The organism is Prauserella rugosa (assembly GCF_000719975.1).
Lineage (GTDB): Bacteria > Actinomycetota > Actinomycetes > Mycobacteriales > Pseudonocardiaceae > Prauserella > Prauserella rugosa.
Window position 1 is genome coordinate 342,811 of sequence record NZ_JOIJ01000003.1, and the last position, 20,698, is coordinate 363,508.

The 20,698-nt window shown below is 70.4% G+C and carries 22 protein-coding genes and 1 pseudogene; 2 read left to right on the forward strand and 21 right to left on the reverse strand.

Annotated elements, in window-relative coordinates; translation table 11 throughout:
- Window positions 1–8 precede the first annotated feature (8 nt).
- From IF64_RS0106615 to IF64_RS0106650, 8 genes and pseudogenes are all read right to left on the reverse strand, one after another.
- Window positions 9–548 carry a F0F1 ATP synthase subunit B gene (locus tag IF64_RS0106615; protein WP_030531122.1) on the reverse strand — a complete coding sequence of 180 codons (540 nt, stop codon included), beginning with the start codon at window positions 546–548 and terminating at the stop codon, window positions 9–11.
- A 51-nt stretch (window positions 549–599) separates the two neighbouring features.
- A complete protein-coding gene (locus IF64_RS0106620; RefSeq protein ID WP_030531123.1) occupies window positions 600–845 on the reverse strand; it encodes an ATP synthase subunit c family protein in 246 nt (81 codons plus the stop codon).
- Between the two features lie 113 nt (window positions 846–958).
- Window positions 959–1,741 carry a F0F1 ATP synthase subunit A gene (gene atpB / locus IF64_RS0106625; protein ID WP_030531124.1) on the reverse strand — a complete coding sequence of 261 codons (783 nt, stop codon included), beginning with the start codon at window positions 1,739–1,741 and terminating at the stop codon, window positions 959–961.
- Window positions 1,742–2,164: 423 nt separating this feature from the next.
- Window positions 2,165–2,683, reverse strand: a pseudogene (locus IF64_RS0106630) (Cg1360 family ATP-synthase-associated protein); the annotation flags it as partial.
- Window positions 2,684–2,736: 53 nt separating this feature from the next.
- Window positions 2,737–3,900: a glycosyltransferase family 4 protein gene (locus tag IF64_RS0106635; protein WP_030531126.1), complete on the reverse strand. Its 1,164-nt coding sequence runs from the start codon at window positions 3,898–3,900 to the stop codon at window positions 2,737–2,739.
- 66 nt (window positions 3,901–3,966) lie between these two features.
- Window positions 3,967–4,617 carry an L-threonylcarbamoyladenylate synthase gene (locus IF64_RS0106640; protein ID WP_030531127.1) on the reverse strand — a complete coding sequence of 217 codons (651 nt, stop codon included), beginning with the start codon at window positions 4,615–4,617 and terminating at the stop codon, window positions 3,967–3,969.
- A 227-nt stretch (window positions 4,618–4,844) separates the two neighbouring features.
- A complete protein-coding gene (gene prmC, locus IF64_RS0106645; protein WP_030531128.1) occupies window positions 4,845–5,708 on the reverse strand; it encodes a peptide chain release factor N(5)-glutamine methyltransferase in 864 nt (287 codons plus the stop codon).
- A gap of 21 nt (window positions 5,709–5,729) precedes the next feature.
- Window positions 5,730–6,077 (reverse strand): MerR family transcriptional regulator, encoded by a 348-nt coding sequence (locus IF64_RS0106650; protein ID WP_030531129.1) that lies wholly within the window; start codon window positions 6,075–6,077, stop codon window positions 5,730–5,732.
- A gap of 57 nt (window positions 6,078–6,134) precedes the next feature.
- On the opposite strand from IF64_RS0106650, the gene IF64_RS0106655 reads away from it, so the two are divergent.
- A complete protein-coding gene (locus IF64_RS0106655; protein WP_030531130.1) occupies window positions 6,135–6,914 on the forward strand; it encodes an alpha/beta fold hydrolase in 780 nt (259 codons plus the stop codon).
- Window positions 6,911–7,726, forward strand: coding sequence for a TIGR03619 family F420-dependent LLM class oxidoreductase (locus IF64_RS0106660; RefSeq protein WP_246134747.1), 816 nt, complete (start codon window positions 6,911–6,913; stop codon window positions 7,724–7,726). The genes IF64_RS0106655 and IF64_RS0106660 overlap by 4 nt, the downstream gene beginning before the upstream one ends.
- A gap of 45 nt (window positions 7,727–7,771) precedes the next feature.
- Here IF64_RS0106660 and IF64_RS0106665 read toward each other — a convergent pair whose 3' ends face one another.
- The 13 genes from IF64_RS0106665 to IF64_RS0106725 are packed head-to-tail and all read right to left on the reverse strand — an operon-like array spanning window position 7,772 to window position 20,676.
- Window positions 7,772–8,938, reverse strand: a complete 1,167-nt coding sequence (locus IF64_RS0106665) for an ABC transporter permease (RefSeq protein WP_030531132.1) — start codon at window positions 8,936–8,938, stop codon at window positions 7,772–7,774.
- The gene (locus IF64_RS0106670; RefSeq protein WP_030531133.1) at window positions 8,935–10,125 is read right to left on the reverse strand and encodes an ABC transporter permease; all 1,191 of its coding nucleotides are present in this window, start codon (window positions 10,123–10,125) and stop codon (window positions 8,935–8,937) included. The genes IF64_RS0106665 and IF64_RS0106670 overlap by 4 nt, the downstream gene beginning before the upstream one ends.
- Window positions 10,126–10,176: 51 nt before the next feature.
- The gene (locus IF64_RS0106675; RefSeq protein ID WP_030531134.1) at window positions 10,177–11,115 is read right to left on the reverse strand and encodes an ABC transporter ATP-binding protein; all 939 of its coding nucleotides are present in this window, start codon (window positions 11,113–11,115) and stop codon (window positions 10,177–10,179) included.
- Window positions 11,112–12,152, reverse strand: coding sequence for a right-handed parallel beta-helix repeat-containing protein (locus tag IF64_RS0106680; RefSeq protein WP_030531135.1), 1,041 nt, complete (start codon window positions 12,150–12,152; stop codon window positions 11,112–11,114). The genes IF64_RS0106675 and IF64_RS0106680 overlap by 4 nt, the downstream gene beginning before the upstream one ends.
- The gene (locus tag IF64_RS0106685) at window positions 12,149–12,643 is read right to left on the reverse strand and encodes a holo-ACP synthase (RefSeq protein ID WP_030531136.1); all 495 of its coding nucleotides are present in this window, start codon (window positions 12,641–12,643) and stop codon (window positions 12,149–12,151) included. The genes IF64_RS0106680 and IF64_RS0106685 overlap by 4 nt, the downstream gene beginning before the upstream one ends.
- Entirely contained in the window at window positions 12,640–13,413 is a 774-nt protein-coding gene (locus tag IF64_RS0106690; RefSeq protein WP_030531137.1) for an alpha/beta fold hydrolase, read from the reverse strand. The genes IF64_RS0106685 and IF64_RS0106690 overlap by 4 nt, the downstream gene beginning before the upstream one ends.
- Before the next feature lie 4 nt (window positions 13,414–13,417).
- On the reverse strand, window positions 13,418–14,305 hold the full coding sequence (locus tag IF64_RS0106695) for an ester cyclase (protein ID WP_030531138.1): 888 nt from the start codon (window positions 14,303–14,305) through the stop codon (window positions 13,418–13,420).
- Window positions 14,302–14,754 carry a holo-ACP synthase gene (locus IF64_RS0106700; RefSeq protein WP_030531139.1) on the reverse strand — a complete coding sequence of 151 codons (453 nt, stop codon included), beginning with the start codon at window positions 14,752–14,754 and terminating at the stop codon, window positions 14,302–14,304. The genes IF64_RS0106695 and IF64_RS0106700 overlap by 4 nt, the downstream gene beginning before the upstream one ends.
- A complete protein-coding gene (locus tag IF64_RS0106705; protein WP_030531140.1) occupies window positions 14,751–15,662 on the reverse strand; it encodes an ACP S-malonyltransferase in 912 nt (303 codons plus the stop codon). The genes IF64_RS0106700 and IF64_RS0106705 overlap by 4 nt, the downstream gene beginning before the upstream one ends.
- Before the next feature lie 19 nt (window positions 15,663–15,681).
- Window positions 15,682–16,566, reverse strand: coding sequence for an alpha/beta fold hydrolase (locus IF64_RS0106710; protein ID WP_030531141.1), 885 nt, complete (start codon window positions 16,564–16,566; stop codon window positions 15,682–15,684).
- Window positions 16,563–17,807, reverse strand: a complete 1,245-nt coding sequence (locus IF64_RS0106715; RefSeq protein WP_030531142.1) for an FAD-dependent oxidoreductase — start codon at window positions 17,805–17,807, stop codon at window positions 16,563–16,565. The genes IF64_RS0106710 and IF64_RS0106715 overlap by 4 nt, the downstream gene beginning before the upstream one ends.
- A complete protein-coding gene (locus tag IF64_RS0106720; RefSeq protein WP_030531143.1) occupies window positions 17,804–18,523 on the reverse strand; it encodes a nitroreductase family protein in 720 nt (239 codons plus the stop codon). Before IF64_RS0106720 ends, IF64_RS0106715 begins: the two co-directional genes overlap by 4 nt.
- Window positions 18,520–20,676: a beta-ketoacyl-[acyl-carrier-protein] synthase family protein gene (locus tag IF64_RS0106725; RefSeq protein ID WP_030531144.1), complete on the reverse strand. Its 2,157-nt coding sequence runs from the start codon at window positions 20,674–20,676 to the stop codon at window positions 18,520–18,522. The genes IF64_RS0106720 and IF64_RS0106725 overlap by 4 nt, the downstream gene beginning before the upstream one ends.
- Window positions 20,677–20,698 lie beyond the last annotated feature (22 nt).

Below are 20,698 nucleotides of genomic sequence, written 5' to 3' on the forward strand. Positions count from 1 at the left end.
GCCTACTCCTAGTTCCTGGCTCCGGCACCGTTGGCACCGGCGTCGAGTTCGGCGAGGAACCGGTCGACGGTGCCGCGCCTGCGGGCCTCGTCCTCCAGCGACTCACCGACGATCCGGCTGGCCAACGCCACCGAGTTCTGGCCGAGCTCGGCGCGCAGCTCAGCAACGATCTGCGCACGCTGCGCCTGCAGCTGCGCCTCGCCCTGAGCGACGATCCGGGCCGACTCCTGCTCGGCTTCGGCGCGCAGTTCGGCCTTGATCTGCTCGGCCTCGAGCCGTGCGTCGTCGCGGATCTTGGCGGCCTCGGTCCGTGCCTCGGCGAGCTGAGCCTTGTACTGCTCGAGCGCCTTCTCGGCCTCGGCCTGAGCCTTCTCCGCCTTCTCGATGCCGCCCTCGATCTTCGCGGCCCGTTCCTCGTACAGCTTCTCGAAGCGGGGCACCACGAACTTGCGCAGCACCCACAGCAGAAGCAGGAACGCGATCAGGCCGATGATCACCTCGGCCAGGTGCGGCATCACCGGGTTGTACTCTTCAGCCGCCAGAATCATCGTCGTCTCCACTTCGTCCTGTCGTCATTCCGACGTCGGCAGATGCCGACGTCAGCCCGCGAGGAAGAAGAGAACGAAGCCCAGCAGCGCCAGAACCTCGACCAGGGCGAAGGTGGTGAAGCCGATGTTCATCAGCTTGCCCTGGGCCTCCGGCTGACGGGCGGTGCCGCTGATGACGGAGGAGAAGATCATGCCGACGCCGATACCACCACCGATGGCACCGAGGCCGTAGCCGACAACGGCGAGGCCCGAGTTGATGCTGGTCTCAGCGGCCTGGGCGAGAACAATGGAGCTCACGTGTTTTCCCTTTCCAACTTCGTCCGTGTTCGGTAACGGATGCTTGTCTGTGGGTTCGGACGGACGTCATCGTCTCGCGTGAGCCGTCCGGGATCTGTGGGTGTCGGTCGGTTCTAGTGGTCCTCGGCCAGTGCCGCGCCGATGTAGTTGGCGGACAGCAGGGCGAAGATGAAGGCCTGGATCGACATGATCAGCACCTCGATGAACGTCATCGCGAGCGCTCCGCCGAAGGAGAAGACGGAGAAGATCTTCGTGATGCCGTCACCGTGGAGGAGCAGGAACTCCGCCGAGATGCCGAACAGCATGATCAGCAGGTGACCCGCGAACATGGCCGCGAAAACTCGGATCGCGAGCGTCAGCGGGTTCATGATGAACTTCGTGAAGAACTCGATCGGCGTCAACAGGATGTACACCGGCTTCGGCGCACCCGGCGGAATCAGCTGGTTCTTCAGGTAGCCACCGAGACCGTGCTTGCGGATGCCCGCGTAGTGATAGACGGGGTAGACCACGAGCACGGAGAGCGCCAGCGGGAAGCCGATGTGCGACATCGTCGGGAACTGCAGGAACGGAACGATCCCGAACAGGTTGTTCACGAGGACGAAGCTGAACAGAGCCAGAATCAGCGGCAGAAAGCGCAGGAAGTCCCTCGAGCCGATCTGCTCGCGCGCGATGTTGTTGCGCCCGAAGTCGTAGAAGGACTCGACGAGGAACTGTCCCTTGCCCGGCACGATGCTGAGCTTCCTGCTGGACAGCAGGAAGAAACCGATGATCAGGATCACCGACAGCACGAGCAGCAGCATGGGTTTGGTGACCCAGCCGAAAATGGGTGGCAGATTAAACGCGTCTGCCGTCGGCGGCGTGAATTCGTCACCCGCGGCTAGTACCAGCGCGCCCAACTGGGCTCCTTCCGGTTCTCCCGGCCGGCGTTCACTCCGCCGGGGGAATCGTTGCAACTGGACATAACGTACCGGATGCAGATCCGGTGCTATGTGGGGTCCCCTTGCTGGAGCAAGGCGATCCTTGGCGGGGACGGTATCAGGGGCGTTTCGGGGCCAGCCGTACGGGCATACTTCTTCGAAACAAACCGGCCTCTACCTGGCACTACTGACCGTCGTAGGCCGACGTGGAACGATTCAGCCGGTTCGTTCCGAATCTGCCCGCCCGGATGTGCTGGTCGTCACATTCTCGGCAGTCGTTTCACCGCGGGTGCTCGACTCGTCCCGAAGGTCGGAATCATCCGTTTCCGCAGTGTCTTCGCGGCCGTGGTCCTCGCGACCGTGGGTGTCCTCGAGATCGTCGAGGTCGTCACCGCCGAGGGGTTGCGACGGTGGGACGACGAGCGTCGGTGTCCTGGTCTTCTGGAAGGCGGTCACCTCGCCCGCGGCCCACGCGACGACGACCACGAGCATGCCGAACGCCAATGCGGTCCGGTTGAACCCGTCGACGTCGCGCAACAACAGCATGACCACGAGCAGGGCCGTCATCTTGAGGGCGTAGCCGCCGAGTGCGAACCCCATCAGCGAGCTGGGTCCGCGGGTGGCGGCCATCCGCATCATCGTGATGGTGACGAGCGCCGAGCCCTGCCCGAGTACGACACCGAAGGCCGCGCCCACCAGGCCCGGTCGGCCCGCGAGCACGGTGGCGACCCCGACGACCACGAGACTGGCCGGCAGCGACAGCATCAGGCCCCAGCGCTGCATCGCGTCGGCGAGGCGATACACCGAACGGGCGTGCTCGCGCGCGACCGCGACGGCCGGGTCCTCGGCCTGACCGGCGGCCGGAGCCGGGGACGTGGAGGCGGGGCCTCGGCCAGGCTCGGACGTGCGCTGGGAGTTCATGCGGGGCCTTCGCGGTCGGCGGCGGATCGGACGTGCCCCGCCCGCGGGCGAGGTCATCGACGCGCGGAGGGGCCTTCCCGTTGTCGTTTCAGTCTAGGGACTCCCGAGACCAGCGCGGCGAGGAGCAGCCCGGTGCAGGTCAGCCAGAACACCACGGCGGTGTCGAACAGGGTCACCGCGACGGCGCCGAAGGCCAGCAGCCCGGCCCACAGGTAGATCAGCAGCACGGCACGGCGCTGGGAGTGGCCGATCTCCAGGAGCCGGTGGTGCAGGTGCATCTTGTCGGCCGCGAACGGGCTCTCGCCGCGCCGAGTGCGCCGCACCACGGCCATCACCAGGTCGAGCAGCGGGAGGAACAGCACCGCGGCGACGACGAACAGCGGCGAGAGCAGGGCGACGACGTCGGTGGCGTCGAACGACGTGTAGTTGATCTTCCCGGACGCGGACGTGCTGGCCGCCGCGAGCATCAGGCCGATCATCATCGATCCGGAATCGCCCATGAAGATCCGCGCGGGCTGGAAGTTGTGCGGCAGGAAGCCCAGACACGCGCCCGCCAGCGTCGCCGCGATGAGCGCGGGTGGGTAGGTGCTGACGTCCCCGCCCGACGAGTCGAGCAGTCCCAGCGAGAAGGCGCACGTCGCGGCGGCGGCGATGAACCCGAGGCCGCCCGCGAGGCCGTCGAGCCCGTCGACGAAGTTCATGGCGTTGACCATGACCACGACCAGCAGCACCGCGAGCAGGCCGCCCTGGTTTCGGTCGAGGATGAGCACCTGGCCGAGCGCCGCGCCGTCCCCACCCCAGGGCACCCAGAACGACACCCACTGGAGGCCGAACAGCACGAGGATGCCCGCGCACATCACCTGGCCGGCGAGTTTGGTCCAGGCATCGAGCTCGAACCGGTCGTCGAGCGCGCCGATCAGGACGATGACGCCACCGCCGATCAGGACGGCCACCGGGTCGTAGGAGTACTCGAACGCGCGCCGCAGCACCGGCAGTTGGTGCGCCAGTGCCATGCCTCCGACGACGCCGAAGTACATCGCGAGCCCGCCCATCCGCGGGATCGGCACGACGTGCACGTCGCGTTGCCGCGGTACGGCGACCGCTCCCGTCTTCATTGCGAACTTCCGCACGAGCGCGGTGAGCAGGAACGTCACGGCCGCGGACACGAGCGCGACCAGAATGTACTCGCGGATCGGCAAGCCCGCCGTGGGTGTCACGGGCGCTCCGTCCTGGCCAGTCGGTGCGAGATCACGGCGCGCAACGCTATCGCCACCGCGGCGCGATCATTCCTTCGGGCCGAGCTCGACACCCAGCACCTCGGACACGGCCTCCGCACTCACCGCGCCCTCCCGCAGCAGGACGGGCGACAAACCGGTCAGGTCGACGATCGTGGACGGAACGGGCGCCCCGCTCGGGCCGCCGTCGAGGTAGACCGACACCGAGTCCTGGAGCTGTTCCTTCGCGTCCTGCGCGTTGGCGGCGGGCGGCCTGCCGGAGACGTTCGCGCTGGAGACCGCCATCGGGCCGACCTCGCGGAGCAGCTCGAGCGCGACCGGGTGCAGCGGCATGCGCAGCAGGACCGTGCCGCGGGTGCTGCCGAGGTCCCAGTTGAGACTGGGTGCGTGCGGCAGGACGATCGACAGGTCGCCCGGCCAGAAGGCTTCGATGAGCGCCCTCGCCTGCTGCGGCACACCCAGGACCAGGCCGTCCACTGTGGACCAGGAGCCGACGAGCACACCGACCGGCATGTCGGGACCGCGATGCTTGGCCTGCAGGAGCGCACGCACGGCGGCGGAGTCGAAGGCGTCCGCGCCGATGCCGTACACGGTGTCGGTGGGAAGCACCACGAGCCGTCCGGAACGGACCGCCGCGGCTGCGGCCTTGAGGCCGTCGGTGCGGGAATCCGGGTCACTGCAGTCGTAGACCACGCTCATGGCCGCCCAGCTTAGACCCGGCCACGATCAGCAGGAGCCGGAGGTCGCCGGCGAGTCTCACGAAGAACGTCGCACCACGCCGAGACGTCGAAACCGCTTGTCGACCAACGCGCTCGTTCCGGCGGGACGCCTGTGCCCTGAAGGCGCAACACGGGTCCCTGGGCGTGCAACACGGGTCCCCGAAGGCGCAACACGAGACCCTGAAAGCGCAACACGGGTCGGGGGCGTCAGCCTCGCAGGGCTGTGGCGAATCGCGGCCTGCCGGCCAAGTCCTGGTGGCCGCGCACGTCGGTGAGCACCTTGCGGCTGCGCAGCAGTTCCGGCACGGCCGAGCCCTGGGTGTCGTCGTGTTCCATCGCCACGCCGCCACCGGGCCGCAGGAGCCTGGCGGCCATGCCGACGATGTGCCGGATCACGGCGAGCCCGCCACCCGGTGCGAACACGGCCTGGGGCGGGTCGTGGTCGGCGACCTCGCGGGGCACCTGCGTACCCTCCGGCACGTAGGGCGGGTTGCAGAGCACGAGGTCGACGAGTCCGTCCAGCTCGGCGAACACCGTGTGGTCGGTGACGTCGCCCGAGTACAGGCGGATCGGGGTGTCGCCCGCGGCGGCGCGGGCGTCGGCGTTGTGCCGTGCCCAGGCCAGCGCGGTGGCGTCGTTGTCGACGGCGTACACGACGGCGTCGGGACGGGCGTGCGCGACGGCCAGCGCCAACGCGCCCGACCCGGTGCACAGGTCGACCACGACGGGGTACTCCCGGCCCTTGAGCAACTTCAGACCCCACTCGAGCAGCAACTCGGTCTCCGGGCGCGGCACGAACACCCCTGCGCCGACGTTCACGGTGATGTCGCCGAGCGCGGCCCAGCCGGTGAGATGCTGCAGCGGTACGCGCTTCGACCGCTGCTCCACGAGACGGCGCATCGATTCGACGACGGGAGGATCGACGAGCGGTGTGAGCGGCAGGCGTCCCCGTTCGACGCCGAGCACGTGGGCGGCGATGAGTTCCGCGTCGTTGCGCGGGGATGCCACACCGGCCTGTTCGAGGATGCGCGTCGCTTCCAGGATCGCCAGGCGGAGAGGCTGTCTGTTCACCCTTCCACCCTGGCACATCGATCACTCGCCGGGCGGTACATACCCCGCGAGCGCGGCGCGTGTGCGCTGCATCGCATCGATCCGGTCGTCCATGGCCGACAGTTCCCTGCGGAGGGTGGCGACGAGCTCCGGGCACGGCTTCAGGTCCGGCACGTCGCCCACCGCGCAGGGCAGCAACGTGCGGATCACCTCGCTCGACAGCCCGGCCGCGAGCAGGGCCCGGATCTGCCGGACCGTCGTGACGGCCTCGTCGTCGTAGCGGCGGTAACCGTTGGTACCGCGGGTCGCGCCGAGCAGCCCCTGGTCCTCGTAGTACCGCAGCAGACGTGGGCTCACGCCCGTGCGCGCGGCGAGTTCACCGATCAGCATTGCGTGCCCTTCCCGGGAGTTGACCTTCACACCGGTGTCAACTTCTAACGTCGCGGCATGAGCCGGAATTTCCGTTCGACGATTCGCGGGCACGGCCCGGGTCTGGTGCTCGCCCACGGTGCGGGCGGTGGCATCGAGGCCAATTTCGGACCGCTGATCGACGACCTCGCACGCACCCACACCGTCATCGGCGCCGACTATCCGGGCGCCGGGGCGACGCCGCGCAGCACCGAGTCTCTCGACCTCGACACCCTCGCCGACGAGCTCGCCGGCGTCGCGGTCGCCGCCGGGGTGCAGCGGTGGACGGTGCTGGGTTACTCGCTCGGCACCGCGGTCGCGGTGCGGATGGCCACGCGCCATCCCGGCCGCGTCGACGGCGTGATCCTCACGGCCGGGTTCGCGAAGCCGGACAACCGCATGCGACTGGCGCTGGACATCTGGGCCGAGCTCCTGCACGGCGATCGCCGGCTGCTGGCGAAGTTCCTGACCTTCGCCGCCTCCGGCCCGTCCACCCTGAACGCAGTCCCACCGGCGGAACTCGACGCGCTGATCGACGAGGCCGCCGCGTCCATCCCGGAAGGCAGTCCCGAACACGTCGCCCTCGGCGCGGAGGTCGACATTCGCGCGGAGCTGCGCCACGTCCGCGCGCCGACCCTGGTCGTCGCGACGACGGCGGACGGACTGACCGGACCGTCGCTGTCCCGGCAGCTGGCCGACGGGATCGCCGGTGCCCGGCTCGTCGAGGTCGACACCGGACATCTGATCGGTGCCGAAGCTCCGGGCCCGTGGCTCGAGGCGATCCGGAGTTTCCTCGAGGAGAAGGAGTCCGCCGCGTGATCGACCTGGACGTCGTGCTGCCCGACGAGGATCCCGACATGGAACCGGCGGCGCTCGTGGAACTCGCCGTGCGGGCCGACCAGCTCGGATTCCGGACCGCGTGGCTGCCGGACCACCTCCTGCCACCCGGTCCGTTCGGCGAGGTCTACGGCGGTGCGTTCGAACCGCTGGTCACCCTGGCGCACCTCGCTGCGCACACCAGTCGCATCCGGCTCGGCACGTCGGTGCTGGTGTTGCCGTTGCGGGATCCGTTCACCGTCGCGAAGCAGGCGGCGACGCTGCATCGGCTGTCGGGTGACCGGTTGACGCTCGGCGTCGGAACGGGCTGGGACGCCGCGGAGTTCGCGGCCGTGGGCGCCGACTTCCCGGCCAGGGGCGCGACCACCGACGATGCGCTCGCGCTGCTGCGCTCCCTCTTCACAGGCCGGGCGCCGGACGGCCACGTGTTCGAGCCCCTCCCCCGCACGCCGGTGCAGCTGATGATCGGCGGCGGCTCCGACCGCGCGCTGCACAGGGCCGCGCGGTTCGGCGACGAGTGGCAGGCCGTGCGCGTCGATCCCGACGAGTTCGGGCGCCGTGCCGCACGGCTCCGGGAGGTCGCGGAGGGACGTTCCGTGCGCGCGACGGTGCGCACGGACTGTCCCGACGACGCAGCGGTCACCGGCGCGGCGGACCGGATATCGGCCTTCGCCGGCGCGGGAGCCACCGCCGTGGCCGTGCATTTCGGCGCGGTGGACGGCTTCGGCGAGCGCATGGAGCGCTTGGCCGCGGCACTCGGGCCATCCGGGTCCACACCGCACGGGTCCCAGTGAGAACCGAGTAACCCGACACAGATGCGCACCCGGTGGGCACTGCCCTCAGGTCACGACGACGGCGCGGCGACGGAACACCACGAGCGCGAGGCCGAGCACGACGACGGCCATCCCGCCGATCACCAGCACCTCCGACCACACGTCGGCGATGCCGGTGCCCGGCTCGCTCAAGGTCAGCAGTGCGTCCATGCCCCACGAATGTGGGAAGAGGTAGCCGATCGTGTTCAGCGGTTCGCCCGCCACCTCGCGTGGCCACAGACAACCACCGAGCATGCCCAGCACGATGCCGAGCGGCGGTCCGATCGCGGGAGCCTGCTGCGGTGACCGCACGAGCGCGCCGACGAGCATCGCGGCACCGGTCGCGACGAGGCTGAACGCGCACACGACCGCGGCCACACCGACGGGATCACCCCAGACGACCCCGAACAGCGCCCAGCTGACGACGATGATCAGCAACGACTGCGCCAGCGCGACCACGAACCTGCTCACCGCCTCCCCGAGCAGGATCCGGCCGCTGCCGAGCGGTGCGGCGACGGACCGGCGGACCATGCCGAGTCGTCTGCTCTCGACGAGTGCGGCGGCCACGGCCATCGAGTTGATGAACGTGAACAGCAACAGGTTCGCCGGTGCGGTGTAGGCGAACCCGGTGGGCGTGTCGGCCTCGCCCCTCGCCCCGTCGCCTCGGATCGTGACCGACCCGTCGACCCCGCGCTGCTGTGCCTGCTCGACGTACCGCTTCGCCTGGTCGGGTGTCGCCCCGGCCTTGCGGGCAGCGCGTTCGGCCTCGAGGACGGCCGCGGTCCTGCCGACAGCGGCGTCGATCTCGCTGCGTGCGGCCATGCTCGTGCCGGTGTTCTGCGCCATGACGAGGTCGAGGTCGCTGCCGTCTCGCGGGATCACGAGGCCCGCGACCGCCCCTCCGGTACGCACCTCGTCGCGCACCTCCTCCTCGGAGTCGGCGGCCACGACCCGCACCTTGTCCCCGCGTTCGAGTTCGGCCACCACGGCCGTCGTGGTCGGGTCGCCGCCGGGACCGTGGACGGCGACGGGGAGCTCGTCGTCGCCGGAAGCACCGCCCATCGCCATACCGACGAACAGGATCGTCACGAACGGCATGACGACCATGAAGAAGAGGCCGACCTTGTCTCGTGCCTGCCGAAGCAGGTTCGCCACGACCAGCGCGACGATCGGGCGTGGCTGGTTCGGCCTCATGCGAACCGTCCCTTCGAGAAACGCAGGAACGCGGGGACGCCCGCCACGACACCGATGCCGAGCAGCACCACGATCGGGAGCGCGACGTCGCCCACGCCGGATCCGGCCACGGCGAGCTCACCGAGTCCCCGCGACACCCAGCCGTTGGGGGTCACGAGCGCCGCGGCCTGCAGGACGTCGGGCAGGTCGTAGACCGGCACGATGCTGCCGCCGAGCAGCGCGAGCACGAAGGCCAGCCCCAGCACGTACCCGTCGACCTGGGCGTCGGTGCGGGCTCTGCTGGCCACGAGCAGCACGAGCATGGTCGCTGCGAACACGTGGGCGAGCAGGAGCAGCAGTACCGCGGCCGGTGCTCCCCAGCTCACCCCGAAGATCAGCTCGGAGGACAGCCACGTGGTGCACATGCTGACGAGCGCGAGCAGAAAGCCCACCACGGCCTTGCCCGCGAGCGGTGCCCACGCGGGCACCGGGGCGGCGCGCATCCGGTCGAGGGTGCCGAGCTGACGATCGGTGAGCAGGGCCCGCGCCGACGTGCCCGCCACGAAGAACGCGAACATCACGGCCATACCCGCGCCGTAGTGGACGGTCATGCCCACCTCCGCGCCGGCGACCGTGTCGTCGGACAGGGTCAGCGCCGGGCCGTCGGCACCGTTCTCGTGGACGAAGTCGGCCACGCGGTCGGGCGGCACGCCCGCGGCGAGCGACACGTCGACCGCCAGGGTGCGGGCGCCGACGAGCGAGGAGACCTGGTCGACGAGGCTGCGGGCGACCACCCCTGCGTAAGGCGCCTCGTTGGACTCGAGGACCGCCACCTCGCCGCCGCGGCCCGAGCTGACGCTGTCGCTGAACCCCGCGTCGAAGACGATCGCCGCGCCGACGGAGCCCTCGTCGACCGCGTGCCTGGCCGAGGCGGTGTCGGGAAGGCGCTCGAACCGAAGCATGTCGCGCAGCTGGTCGTTGTCCATGGCCTCGCGCTGGACGGCTGCGGGGATGTCACCGCCGTCGTTGTCGACGACGCCGATCGTCGTGTCGAGCGGCTGATCGTCCTCTCCGCCCAGAGCGACACCGAACAGCGTCGCCAGCACGACCGGTGCGACGAAGGCGATCAGCACCGCCGTGCCGTCGCGCAGGCGCGCCCTGATCTCGTGCCCTGCGACCACCGCGAGCGCCGCGAGTTTCGTCGACACCTACCGACAACCCCTTACGTGTTCCGTCCCGGCGCGTTCCGTCCGGACATGTCAGTCGCGCAGCGTGCTGCCGGTCAGGTGGAGGAACGCCGCCTCGAGGTCAGGCTCGATCACCTCGACACCGGTGACCTGGGCGGTCCCTTCGACCGCGGCGAGCAACGCAGGCAGCAGATGCCTGCCGCCGACCGCCAGCAGGCGCACCGTGTTCTGTCCCGTCACGGCCGCGTCGGTCACCCCTTCGACGGTGCGGAGTTTGGCGGCCGCCGTGTCCACGTCGCCCTCGAGTACCAGGTCCACCTTGTCGGTGCCCCCGAGTTCCGCGACCAGCTCTCGCCGGGTGCCGTCGGCGACGACCCGGCCCTTGTCGATGATCCCGACGCGGGTGCAGACCCGTTCGACCTCCTCCATGTAGTGGGAGGTGTAGAGCATGCTCATCCCGTCGGCCACGAGCCCTTCGACGCTGTCGAGGATCGCGACCCTGCTCTGCGGGTCGACGCCGACGGTCGGTTCGTCGAGGATCAGCAGTCGCGGCTCGTGCAGCAGTGCCACGCCGATGTTGGCCCTGCGTTTCATACCGCCGGAGTAGGTCTGCACCTTGTCGTCGCCGCGTTCGGTGAGGCCCACGGCTTCGAGGACTTCCGCGATGCGGACGGCGAGCCTGCGGCGACCGAGTCCGTAGAGCCTGCCGAAGTAGCGCAGGTTCTCCCGTGCCGTCAGTTCCGGGTACAGCGCGATCTCCTGCGGCACGTACCCGATCAGCCGTTTGGCCGCGATGGGGTCCGAGGCCAGGTCGATACCGCCCACGTGCACCGAACCCTCGTCGGGGCGCAGAAGGCCCACCAGCATCGAGATCGTCGTGGTCTTGCCGGCACCGTTCGGGCCGAGCAGGCCGTAGGCCTCGCCGGTGTCGATGTGGAAGCCGACGTGGTCGACCACGGCCGTCCCGTCGTACCGCTTGACCAGGTTCTCGCAGGTCAGCGCAAAGGTCATACCGTCCCCTGTGGCGCATGGTCGTCGAGTTGTGCGGGCTCGGACGTGCCGATCACGTTGTTGCGGAACCGCTGGGCCGACGGGTCGGTCGCGACCAGCGCGTCGAACGGTTCGTTACCGGTGATCGTGTTCCATTCGAGGGTATTGTCCACCGCGTCGGAGCCGCCCCAGTCCGCGGAGCTGGCCAGGACGACGGCGCCCGGCATGACGGTCTCGCCGGTCGGCCGGTGATCGTGGACGTGGTTACCGACGACGGTGACCCGTTGCGTGCCGATCGCGGCGATCCCGACCCCGGAGATCGGCGGGCCCGCCGCCCCGAGTGCGTCGGGCGCCTCGCCACCGGCGGCGAGGGTGTTGGCCCGAACGTCGTTGTCCGAGACGAGGCAGTCCCGGACGCCTCCGGGCAGTTCGCCTTCGTAGGTCTGGTGCAGCAGCAGGATTCCCGCGGCGTTGCCGTGACACCGGTTGCCGACGACCCGCACCCCGCTGGAGTTGTCGACGAACACGCCGAACGCGGACCCGGTGGCTTCGGTTCCGGTGACCACTCCGTCGGCCGCGGCGCAGAACGCGAACGCCACGCCTGCGTACTGGCTTCCGCGCGCGCTGCAGGACTCCACGCGCAGATCGGCGGACTCGCGCAGGTACAGACCCCACACGCGGTCGCCGTCGGCCTCCACGTCGGTGAGGCGCACGCCGTGGCAGCTGTGGGCGTAGACGCCGGCACCGCTGAACCCGCGGACGGTGAGCCCCTCGATCGCGATGTCGCGCACGCCGTGGAGCGCGATGCCGCTGACCACGTCGGCAGGCGCGTCGTGCAGCGGCGGGATCGACGTCGCCGTCGTGGTGGCGCCGGGCACCAGTACCGTCCGCCCGCTGCCCGCACCGACCAGGCGTACGCCCGAGGTGGTCACCGACAGGTTCTCGGCGAACGTGCCCTCGCCGAGCCGGACGACGGTCCCCTCCCCCGCGGTGTCGAGTGCGGCCTGCACGGACTCGCCCGCGGCGACGAGGATCTCGGAATCGGTCGATGTGGTCATGAGGACTCCTTCGCTGTTGTCGGGACGAGGACGGCGAGGGCGACGACGGTGTCGTCCCTGCGTCCCCAACGCGCCACGCCGGCCACGGACGGCCCGTCCGTGGCGGTGACACCGAGCCGGGCGAGAGCCGCGTCGTGGCTGGCGCCGCGGATTCGGTAGGTGCACTGCGCGCCGAGGGTGATGCCGGTGTCCCGGGTGATCTGCGGGGCGAGCTCACCGAGCAACCGACTCGATTCCGGAAGGTCGGGGGGATTCGGCCGACGGGCGAAGTCGTGCCAGGTGAAGCCGGGTGGGCGGCCGCCCACGGCTTTGATCAACGCTTCCTTGACCGCCACCGTCGCCGCCGTGGCCACCGCGACGTCCGGGTCCGGCAACAGTTCGTCGTCGGCTGCCACGTGGCGGACGTACGCGCTTCCGCTGTAGTCGATGGCCCGGACGATCCTGCGGATGTCGAGCACGTCGACACCGAACAACACCGTGCCGGCCGTCACGGGGCGACCCGGTCCAGGAACCGGACGAGGTGCCCGGTGTAGGTCTCGCGGCGTTCGACCATCGGGATGTGCCCGCATTCGGCGACGGTCACGAACTCGGCCCGGTCCTGCTCGGCCACGAGCTCGGCCCATGGGTCCACCGGGGTCATGCGGTCGTGGGCTCCCCACACGTACAGCGAAGGGCACTGCACCTTGTCCAGCCCCGCCGGTACGGCGTAGGTGCGGGTCGCGCGCAGGCTGCGGGCCATCGCGACCATGGCCGATCCGGTGCCGAGCAGCTCTCCGGTCTCCTGGATCTGCTGTTCGGTGAACAGGGGCTCGCCGTGGAAGAGGGCCGCGAGCATCCGCTCGCGGAACTGGTCGGATGCCAGTTTCACACTGCCCCTGCGGTCCATGCTCAATCCGACGTCGGGTTCGGTGCTGAGCCCGGGGGCACCGCTGACGACGATGCCCCGTACCCGCTCGGGACAGCGGCCCGCGAGGTCGATGGCGACGAGGCCGCCGAGGGAGTTCGCGCAGACGACCACGTCCCGTGCGCCTGCCTCGTCACATGCGGCGAGCAGCTCGTCGCCGAGCCGTTCGATCGAGCCTGCCACCTTCGGTTCGACCGCGCAGATCGCCTCGTTGATCCGCAGGACGGGGTGTCCGGCCCGATCGAGTTCGGTGAACGGGTGGTCCCAGATCCACTTGCCGGCGAACAGCGCGGACATGAACACCACCAGCGGCCTGTCCCCCGTGGGGTTGCGATGTTCTGCGGTGAAGACGGACACGGGGTCACTCCTCGGGTCGCGGGAACAGGGGGCCGGCCTGCGGTGGGGCGTTGCGGTCGCGCTCGCTGTCGCCGCCGCCTGCGCAGCTGCAGGTCTGATCGGCCGACACCACCCCGTGACAGACGGGGCAGCGCAGGTAGAGGCTGTCGCGCTCGAGCGACCACACGCTGGTGTAGGCCCCGGTGCAGAGTCCGCCGCGGAAGAACCGCCGCATGGCGCGCTGGTGGGGTCGTGCGTGTACCGCGCGGACCGCGGACAGCGAGTCGAAGACGCTCAGGGTGTACCGGCGGTCGCCGATCTCGAAGATCGCCGCCCCGAGGAACCCCTTGCTGTGCCGCAGCGACTTGACGACCTCGTAGGTGAGCTGGTTGACGTCGGCGCCCTCCGCCTCATCGGCGACGTCGAGCCAGGTGAGGGTCAGCGCGCCGGGAGCGATCGCACGTCCGGTGCCTGCGCCCATGCTGATGCCGTACTGGAAGCCGTCGGCGGTGCGCGGAAGGAACCGCGCGGCGTGGCCGAGCGACTCGGCGAGCGCGAGCCGGTCGAAGTGGCGCGTGACCGCGACCCGCTCGCCCACTCTCCGCAGCACGTCGACGCCGCTGACCGAGGCATGCCCTCCGGCAGCCGGCATGCCGAGGTACGTGCCGCGCTGCGCGGCGGTGACGGTCCAGTCGAGCACGATCGTGTGTTCGGTGGCCGCCGCGGCGGCCGGGTCGGCCTCCATCTGCCTCTGGGGAAAACGGTCGAACACAGCCTCCAGATGGGCCTCGAGCCGCGCTCCCGACAGTGCCCCGCCGGTGTCCGGGTCCGAAAAGGACTCCGTCAGCGCGAGGACGTCCGCGACGTTGCCCGCGCGCCAGGCATCCAGCCACCGCCGTGCCAGGTCCCTCATCGCCGCACCTGCCCGTCTCCGTCGGGTTCGGTGTCCTCGGGCAGCAGCGCGGATTCCAAGGCGACGGCCACGGCAATCCCGGATCCGTGGCTGATCGACACTCCGACCCGGCGGCCAGGCGCGACACGATCCCGCAGAACTCCGGTCAACCGCACCGCGGGCGGGTGCCCGTGCGCGCACGCGGCGGTGCGCCGGCACATCGGCGACGGACGTGGCAGGACCTCGACCGCACCGAGCGCCTGCTCCCCGACGGGCACGCCGAGCAACCGCAGCACCGCGTACTTCGCCGCGAGCCGGCCCGCCCAGTGCTGCACGGTCCTGCCCCGGCCCGACCTCAGCCGCTCGGCTCGCGTGAAGACGTGTTCCACCGGCATCGGCGCGACGAGCTCGACCGGCCCGCGCACGTCGTCGAACGGCACCGCGGCACTGGCGCTTCCCGGGCAGCTCATCGGGCACCACCCGGGATCAGTCGGCGCAGCGCGCCCGGGTCGGACATGCTCACGCAGCGGACACCGACGGTTCGGAACATGCCGGTGAGTGCCTTGCTGTCGCCCACCTCCACGCACCGATCCACAGTGGACATCGCGGAGAAGGCGGTCATCGTGCGCGTCCACTGGACCCTGGCGACCAGTTGGTCGATCAGTGCGTCGGTGATGACCCGCAGGTCTGTGGTCGGTTCGCCGGTGGCGTTCGGTACGACGGGGATCCGCGGCGGCCGCAACGGCGCTGCCCGTACGGTCTCGGCCCACGCGTCGACGGCGCCCGCCATGAGCGGAGAGTGGAACGCGTGGCTGACCTTCAACGCCGTGATACTGCGCGCGTCGGTGGCCGCAGCCGTGAACCGCTCGAGTGCCTCCGGCGCACCGGAGACCACCACCTGGTCCTCGGCGTTGTCGAGGCCGACCACCAACGGCTCGCCCGGCCGGGATGCCTCCCCGGCCAGTTCCTCGACCCTGGCCACCGGAAGTCCCAGGACCGAGCTCATGACGCCGCGGCCGGGCAGCTGTGCCATCAACTCCGAGCGGTCGGCGACCAGGCGCAGCGTCTCGCCCAGCTCGAGTACGCCCGCGGCGCAGAGCGCGCTCAGCTCGCCGACACTGTGACCCGCCACGACGTCGGGAGCCACGCCCCGGTCGCGCAGCACCGCCAGCGCGGCCAGGTTGCACGCCGTCACGGCCGGCTGGGCGTTGCGAGTGTCGACCAGCCTGGCCAACGGGCCACGCGAACACAGCCGTGTCAGATCGTCTCCGGTCTCGTCGGCCTGTGTCCACACGGGAGCCGCGGCGGCCTCCTTGCGTAACCATCCACCCATGCCGACGCGCACGGTCCCCTGGCCGGGGAACACGAAACCGATCACCGCAGCCCTCCCCTGCCGGTCACAGCCTGCGCCGGCGGGACGGCGCCGCGGCCGATCGCATCGAGCCGAGGAAACCGCGCAGGAGGTCGGTGGTCAGCGCGGGCTGGTCGAGCGGGATCCAGTGTCCGGCGTCCTCGACCCGTTCGTAGCGCCACGGGCCCTTGACGAACTTCTGCGAGCCCGTCATGCCCTCCTCCAGCAGCGCCTGGTCGCCCGTCGACCAGACCCCGAGTGTCGGGGCCAGCACCGGCGGGAAGTTCCGCTCGACACGCAGTTCGGACTCCGGGGACCGGTTCGCCCGGTACCAGTTCAGTGCCGCCGTGAGCGCACCCGGCTTGGCGAGTTCCCTCGGATACCGGCGGTGGTCGCCGTCACTGCCGATGATCTCCTTGAACAGGCGCCATCCGTTGCGGCGCAACAGTTCCTCACTGACACCGGGGAACTGGTAGAAGAGCATGTACCAGCTGGCCTTGCGCTGTTCGATCGTCGGCGTGGCGAACACGCCCGGATGACCGACCGAGAACACGGCGAGGTGGTCCACCCGACGCGGCATCAGGAACGCGTACATCCAGGCGATCGCCGCTCCCCAGTCGTGTCCGACCAGGTGTGCCCTGCTGATCCCGAGGTGCTGGGTCAGACCCACGATGTCGTTGACGAGGGTGCGCATGTCGTAGGACTCGACGTCCTGCGGTTTGCTCGACTCCCCGAAACCACGCTGATCGGGCACGATCACGCGGTGTCCCGCCTCCACGAGCGGGTCGATCTGGTGGCGCCACAGGTAGTGCGAGTCGGGAAAGCCGTGCAGCAGGACCACCGGGTCGCCCTCGCCCTTGTCGACGTAGGCGATGTCGACCCCGTTGACGTGCACGGAATCGGTGAGCAACGACTGCGTGGTGCTGGTCATACCGTCTCCCTGAACAGACGCTCGACGAAGAACTCGCTGAAGCCGAACTCCGGGACTTCCTCCGGCGGGACCATGTTGAGCAGGCCGAGAACCTGAGCGGCCGAGTTCTCGTCCATGAGTGCGCGAACCCGCCTCCTGCGCGCGGTGGCCTCGGGACCGAACTCGCACTGCAGCCGGGATATGACCGAGGCGCCGAACACCAGGCGCTCCATCCGGAAGCGCCGTTCGTCCTGATAGGACCGGAAGATCTCCGGGGTCCATTCGCTCTCGGCGAGCAGGATGTCGGACACGATCCGCACGTCCCGCATTGCGCACGACAGCCCGACGCCGAGCACGGTGTCGGATGTTCCGGCCTCGTCGCCGACCAGCACGACGCCGTCGGTCACGATGTCGCGCTGGGGCCGGTAGGTGATCGCGGGCCACTCCTTCAGCGGCCCGATCGGGCGGGCCGCTGCGTACACGGACTTGCCACCGTCGGGAAGGGAATCCAACGCGAAGCCGGCCAGGAACCGCTCGACTCCCCCGTCGCCGCGGTACTGGTGACGCCTGCTCGTCGGATAGTTGAGGTACAGCCGGGCCAACCCGTCGCCCTGCGGGAAGACCATGAAGTTGCGCTCGCCCTCGGTGCCCATCGCCTGCACGTCCATGGGCCAGTCGGCGAGGCCCTCGACCCGCAGACCCGCACCCCAGTGGTCGACCGTGGTGCTCATCGGCAGGCCGACCTGCCTGCCGACGCGGCAGTTGGTCCCGGTGGCGCCGACCACGATTCGGGCGTGCAGCTCGACGTGCTCACCGTCCGCGCGGTAGCGGACGACCGGCTCCGGGCCGGCCTCGACGGTGCAGTCGGCGGCACCCATGACGATCTCGGCACCGCTCTCGGCGGCCTGCTCGGCGATGGCCTCGCACACCAGATGATGCGGGAAGCCCCGCGGGCCGCCGGCTCCGGGGACGAAACCGGTCATGTCGACGGTGACGGCCTCGTCCGGTGCGACGACCTCGTCCCACTGCGTCCACTCGCGGATCTCCCACCCGCCCCCGAACGCAACGGCCTCGTCGACGCCGAGGCGTTGCGCCTCCTGCACGCCCCAGGGGGCGAACCACTCGCCCCGCACGAGGTCGGAGTAGGCCTCCTGCCGTTCCAGCAGAACCACCGAGAGGCCGTTCGCGCTCAGGTATGCCGCGGCCGCCGTGCCGGCGACTCCGCCCCCGACGATCGCCACGTCGCAGTTCGCCGTCGTCATGCCTGCCATCCCTCCCAGCTCGTGCGGGAGGCAGCCGGACGCCGCTTCGCCGGTGCGAAGTCACCGCCGACGGTGTGGGCGACGGGCACCATGCACACCTGGGTGACGCCGCCGGGGATGCCGAGCAGCTCGGCGACCCGGCGTTCGAACGGCAGGTGCATGCAGGTGATGGTGCTGCCGAGGCCCCGGCTGCGGAGAGCGAGCTGGAACGACCAGATCGCGGGGAAGATCGACCCGTAGAACGTGCTGGCACGCATCGCCCCGAGCCGGACGTCCTGGCGGGCGGTCTGCTCGTCCTGCGGACGGCTGCGGAGCCATTCCGCATCGACCTCGCAGATGTCCGGCGGCCTGCCGAGCACACACGGGATCACGAGAACCGGAACGCGGGCGATGTTCCTCGCGAGCGTCTCGGCCGACTCGTTGTTGCGCTGTGCCGCGCGGCTGGTCCTACGCCTGCCCGAGTTGGTCCAGACCTCACGCCGGTGGAACCGCCACGAGGTGTCGAAGACCTCCGACAGCTCCTGCTTCAGCGTGTCGTCGGTGACGACCACCCACCGCCACGACTGGTGGTCGTTGGCGTTCGGCGCCTGCACCGCGACCTCGAGGGCCTCCTCGATCAGCTCGCGTGCCACCGGCCGGTCGAGGTCGAGCCTGCGCCGTACCGACCGGGTCGTCGACAGCAGCCGATCGGTCTCGGCGACGTCGAAGCCCGTCATACGGCCTCCAGCAACGTGGCGCCCCGCACCGAGCCGGGGGCCGACCCCAGCACCAGGGCGGACGCCACCGTCGGGTCACCGCCTGCCGGGGCGGTCGCGGGAGCCACGCCGTCCCGGATCGCCAGTGCACCCACCGCCAGGTCGAGTGCCCCCGTAACCGACCGCAGGTCGCCCGTCAGCGCAGCCGAGCCCGTGACCGGTGCAGCAGGCAACGCGGCCGCGACGGCCTCCTGCTCCGCCGGGTCGCCGAGGTGCGCCCCCGAGGCGACGACGAGGTCGGCCGCATGCGCCCCGACCGCACCGATGCCGCGTTCGACGAGGCCGCGTTCGTGCTCACCGATCACCGACGCGTGGGCGGATCCGCGCACCCGGGCATAGGGCACGTTGCCACGCGAGGCGCTGTGCTCGGCCGACTCCACCACCAGGCAGACCGCGCCCGGACCGTCCGGCGCCTCGTCCGCGGCGACGACGAGCACCACATCGGCCTTGCCGCAGCGCATCGCCTCGACGGCACAATCGAGGGCGATCGAGGCGGACGCGTTGCCGTTGCAGATCGTCGTCGTCACACCCCGCAGGCCCAGGGTCTGGCACACGGCACCGCCGGTCGCGTTGAGCACGACGTTGGAGAAGCTCAGCACCGCGGGCTTCGTCGGATTGGCCAACACGCTCTCGTCGAAGCCGAACGTGCTCTCCACCGAGCCCGCCGCCGTCGCGAACACGACGCCGACGTTCTCCAGCCCGGCCCTGCCGAGCTTCAGTCCCGCGTCGTCCCAGGCGAGTCGCGAGGCGGCGATGGCCATGCGGGACAACCGATTCATGTGCCGCCAGACCGACCGCGGGGCGAACGTGCGGCCCTCGAGCGACGGTTCGCCGCCGTGCACGCGGCGCCGCTCGCCGAGCGCCGTCGACAACTCGTCCACGCCGATGCCGAGCGAAAGCACCGGCCCCAGTCCGGTCACGACGACGTCCGGTTCCGGCAGCTCGTCGAAATCCCGCTGCGGACCCGGTGTGCGCAGGACGAGGGACGCGTTGTTGCCCCCGAACGCGTAGTTGTTGGACACGACGACATCCATGTCCAGCTCACGTGCGGTGTTGGGTACGAAGTCGAGGGGTGCGGAGGCCACGTCCTCCTCGCCGAACCCGATCGTCGGCGGCGCCGTGCCGTTGCGCAGGGCCAGCACGCTGGCGACCGCCTCGACCGCACCCGCAGCGCCGAGGGTGTGCCCGATGAACGACTTGATGCTGCTCGTGGGCACCGACGCGGCGCGCTCGCCGAAGACGGTCCGCATGACCTTCTTCTCCATGGCGTCGTTGGCCGGGGTGCCGGTGCCGTGGCCGTTGACGTAGTCGACGTCGTCGGCGCCCAGCCCCGCGTCCGCGAGCGCGCGGCGCACCGCGCTCGTGCCGCCGCGTCCGGTCGGATCCGGCGCGGTCGCGTGGTAGGCGTCGGCGGACAACCCGTACCCCGCGACCTCGGCGAGCGGCTCCGCTCCCCGTGCGAGCGCGGCGTCGAGCGGCTCGACGACCACGAACGCCGCACCCTCGCCAAGGTTCAACCCTTCCGAGCGGCTGTACGGGGCGCACGGACCCGTGCTGAGCGCCTGCAGGCCCGCGAATCCGGCGTACGTGCCGAACAGCAGCGGGTCGACCCCGCCTGCGAGCACCACGTCGGCCTCTCCGGTGAGGATCTTGTCCCTGGCCAGTCCCACCGCGTTGCCGCCTGCTGCGCACGCGGTCGAGACGAGGATCCGTGGCCCGCCCGCCGCCAGTCTGCCGGCCACGATGTCGGCCGTGGCGTGCATCGGCTGATACGCGCCGTCCCCTGCCGGCGTCGCCTGGCACTTGCCGAGCACCACTCCGAACCGGTCGGAGGGCACGTCGGCCAGGCCCGCGTGTGTGACGGACTGCCGTGCGGCGACGAGTGCGAGGCGCGCCGTGCGGTCGAGTTCGTGGTCGGCCGCGGGCAGCTGGTCGTCGATCCACTCGTCGGGTACCTGGCCGGCGAACCGGGCGTCGAACGCGGCGAACCGCTCGTCCCGGACGGCCGAGATCCCCGACTCGCCCGCGACCAGCGTCTGCCAGAACTCGCCGGAGTCGCGACCGGCCGCACAGATGACGCCGACCCCCGTGATCACGACAGGGCGCAACACCATGGTGTCTCCTCGATCCGTGAAC

Excerpts from the sequence above, each read along its gene's own strand:
- IF64_RS0106665 (WP_030531132.1), bottom strand. The coding sequence starts at position 8,938 with ATGAGGCCGAACCAGCCACGCCCGATCGTCGCGCTGGTCGTGGCGAAC.
- IF64_RS0106615 (WP_030531122.1), bottom strand. The coding sequence starts at position 548 with ATGATTCTGGCGGCTGAAGAGTACAACCCGGTGATGCCGCACCTGGCC.
- IF64_RS0106680 (WP_030531135.1), bottom strand. The coding sequence starts at position 12,152 with ATGACCACATCGACCGATTCCGAGATCCTCGTCGCCGCGGGCGAGTCC.
- IF64_RS0106710 (WP_030531141.1), bottom strand. The coding sequence starts at position 16,566 with ATGACCAGCACCACGCAGTCGTTGCTCACCGATTCCGTGCACGTCAAC.
- IF64_RS0106655 (WP_030531130.1), top strand. The coding sequence starts at position 6,135 with ATGAGCCGGAATTTCCGTTCGACGATTCGCGGGCACGGCCCGGGTCTG.
- IF64_RS0106640 (WP_030531127.1), bottom strand. The coding sequence starts at position 4,617 with ATGAGCGTGGTCTACGACTGCAGTGACCCGGATTCCCGCACCGACGGC.
- IF64_RS0106700 (WP_030531139.1), bottom strand. The coding sequence starts at position 14,754 with ATGAGCTGCCCGGGAAGCGCCAGTGCCGCGGTGCCGTTCGACGACGTG.
- IF64_RS0106725 (WP_030531144.1), bottom strand. The coding sequence starts at position 20,676 with ATGGTGTTGCGCCCTGTCGTGATCACGGGGGTCGGCGTCATCTGTGCG.
- IF64_RS0106650 (WP_030531129.1), bottom strand. The coding sequence starts at position 6,077 with ATGCTGATCGGTGAACTCGCCGCGCGCACGGGCGTGAGCCCACGTCTG.
- IF64_RS0106720 (WP_030531143.1), bottom strand. The coding sequence starts at position 18,523 with ATGACGGGCTTCGACGTCGCCGAGACCGATCGGCTGCTGTCGACGACC.
- IF64_RS0106675 (WP_030531134.1), bottom strand. The coding sequence starts at position 11,115 with ATGACCTTTGCGCTGACCTGCGAGAACCTGGTCAAGCGGTACGACGGG.
- IF64_RS0106695 (WP_030531138.1), bottom strand. The coding sequence starts at position 14,305 with ATGAGGGACCTGGCACGGCGGTGGCTGGATGCCTGGCGCGCGGGCAAC.
- IF64_RS0106715 (WP_030531142.1), bottom strand. The coding sequence starts at position 17,807 with ATGACGACGGCGAACTGCGACGTGGCGATCGTCGGGGGCGGAGTCGCC.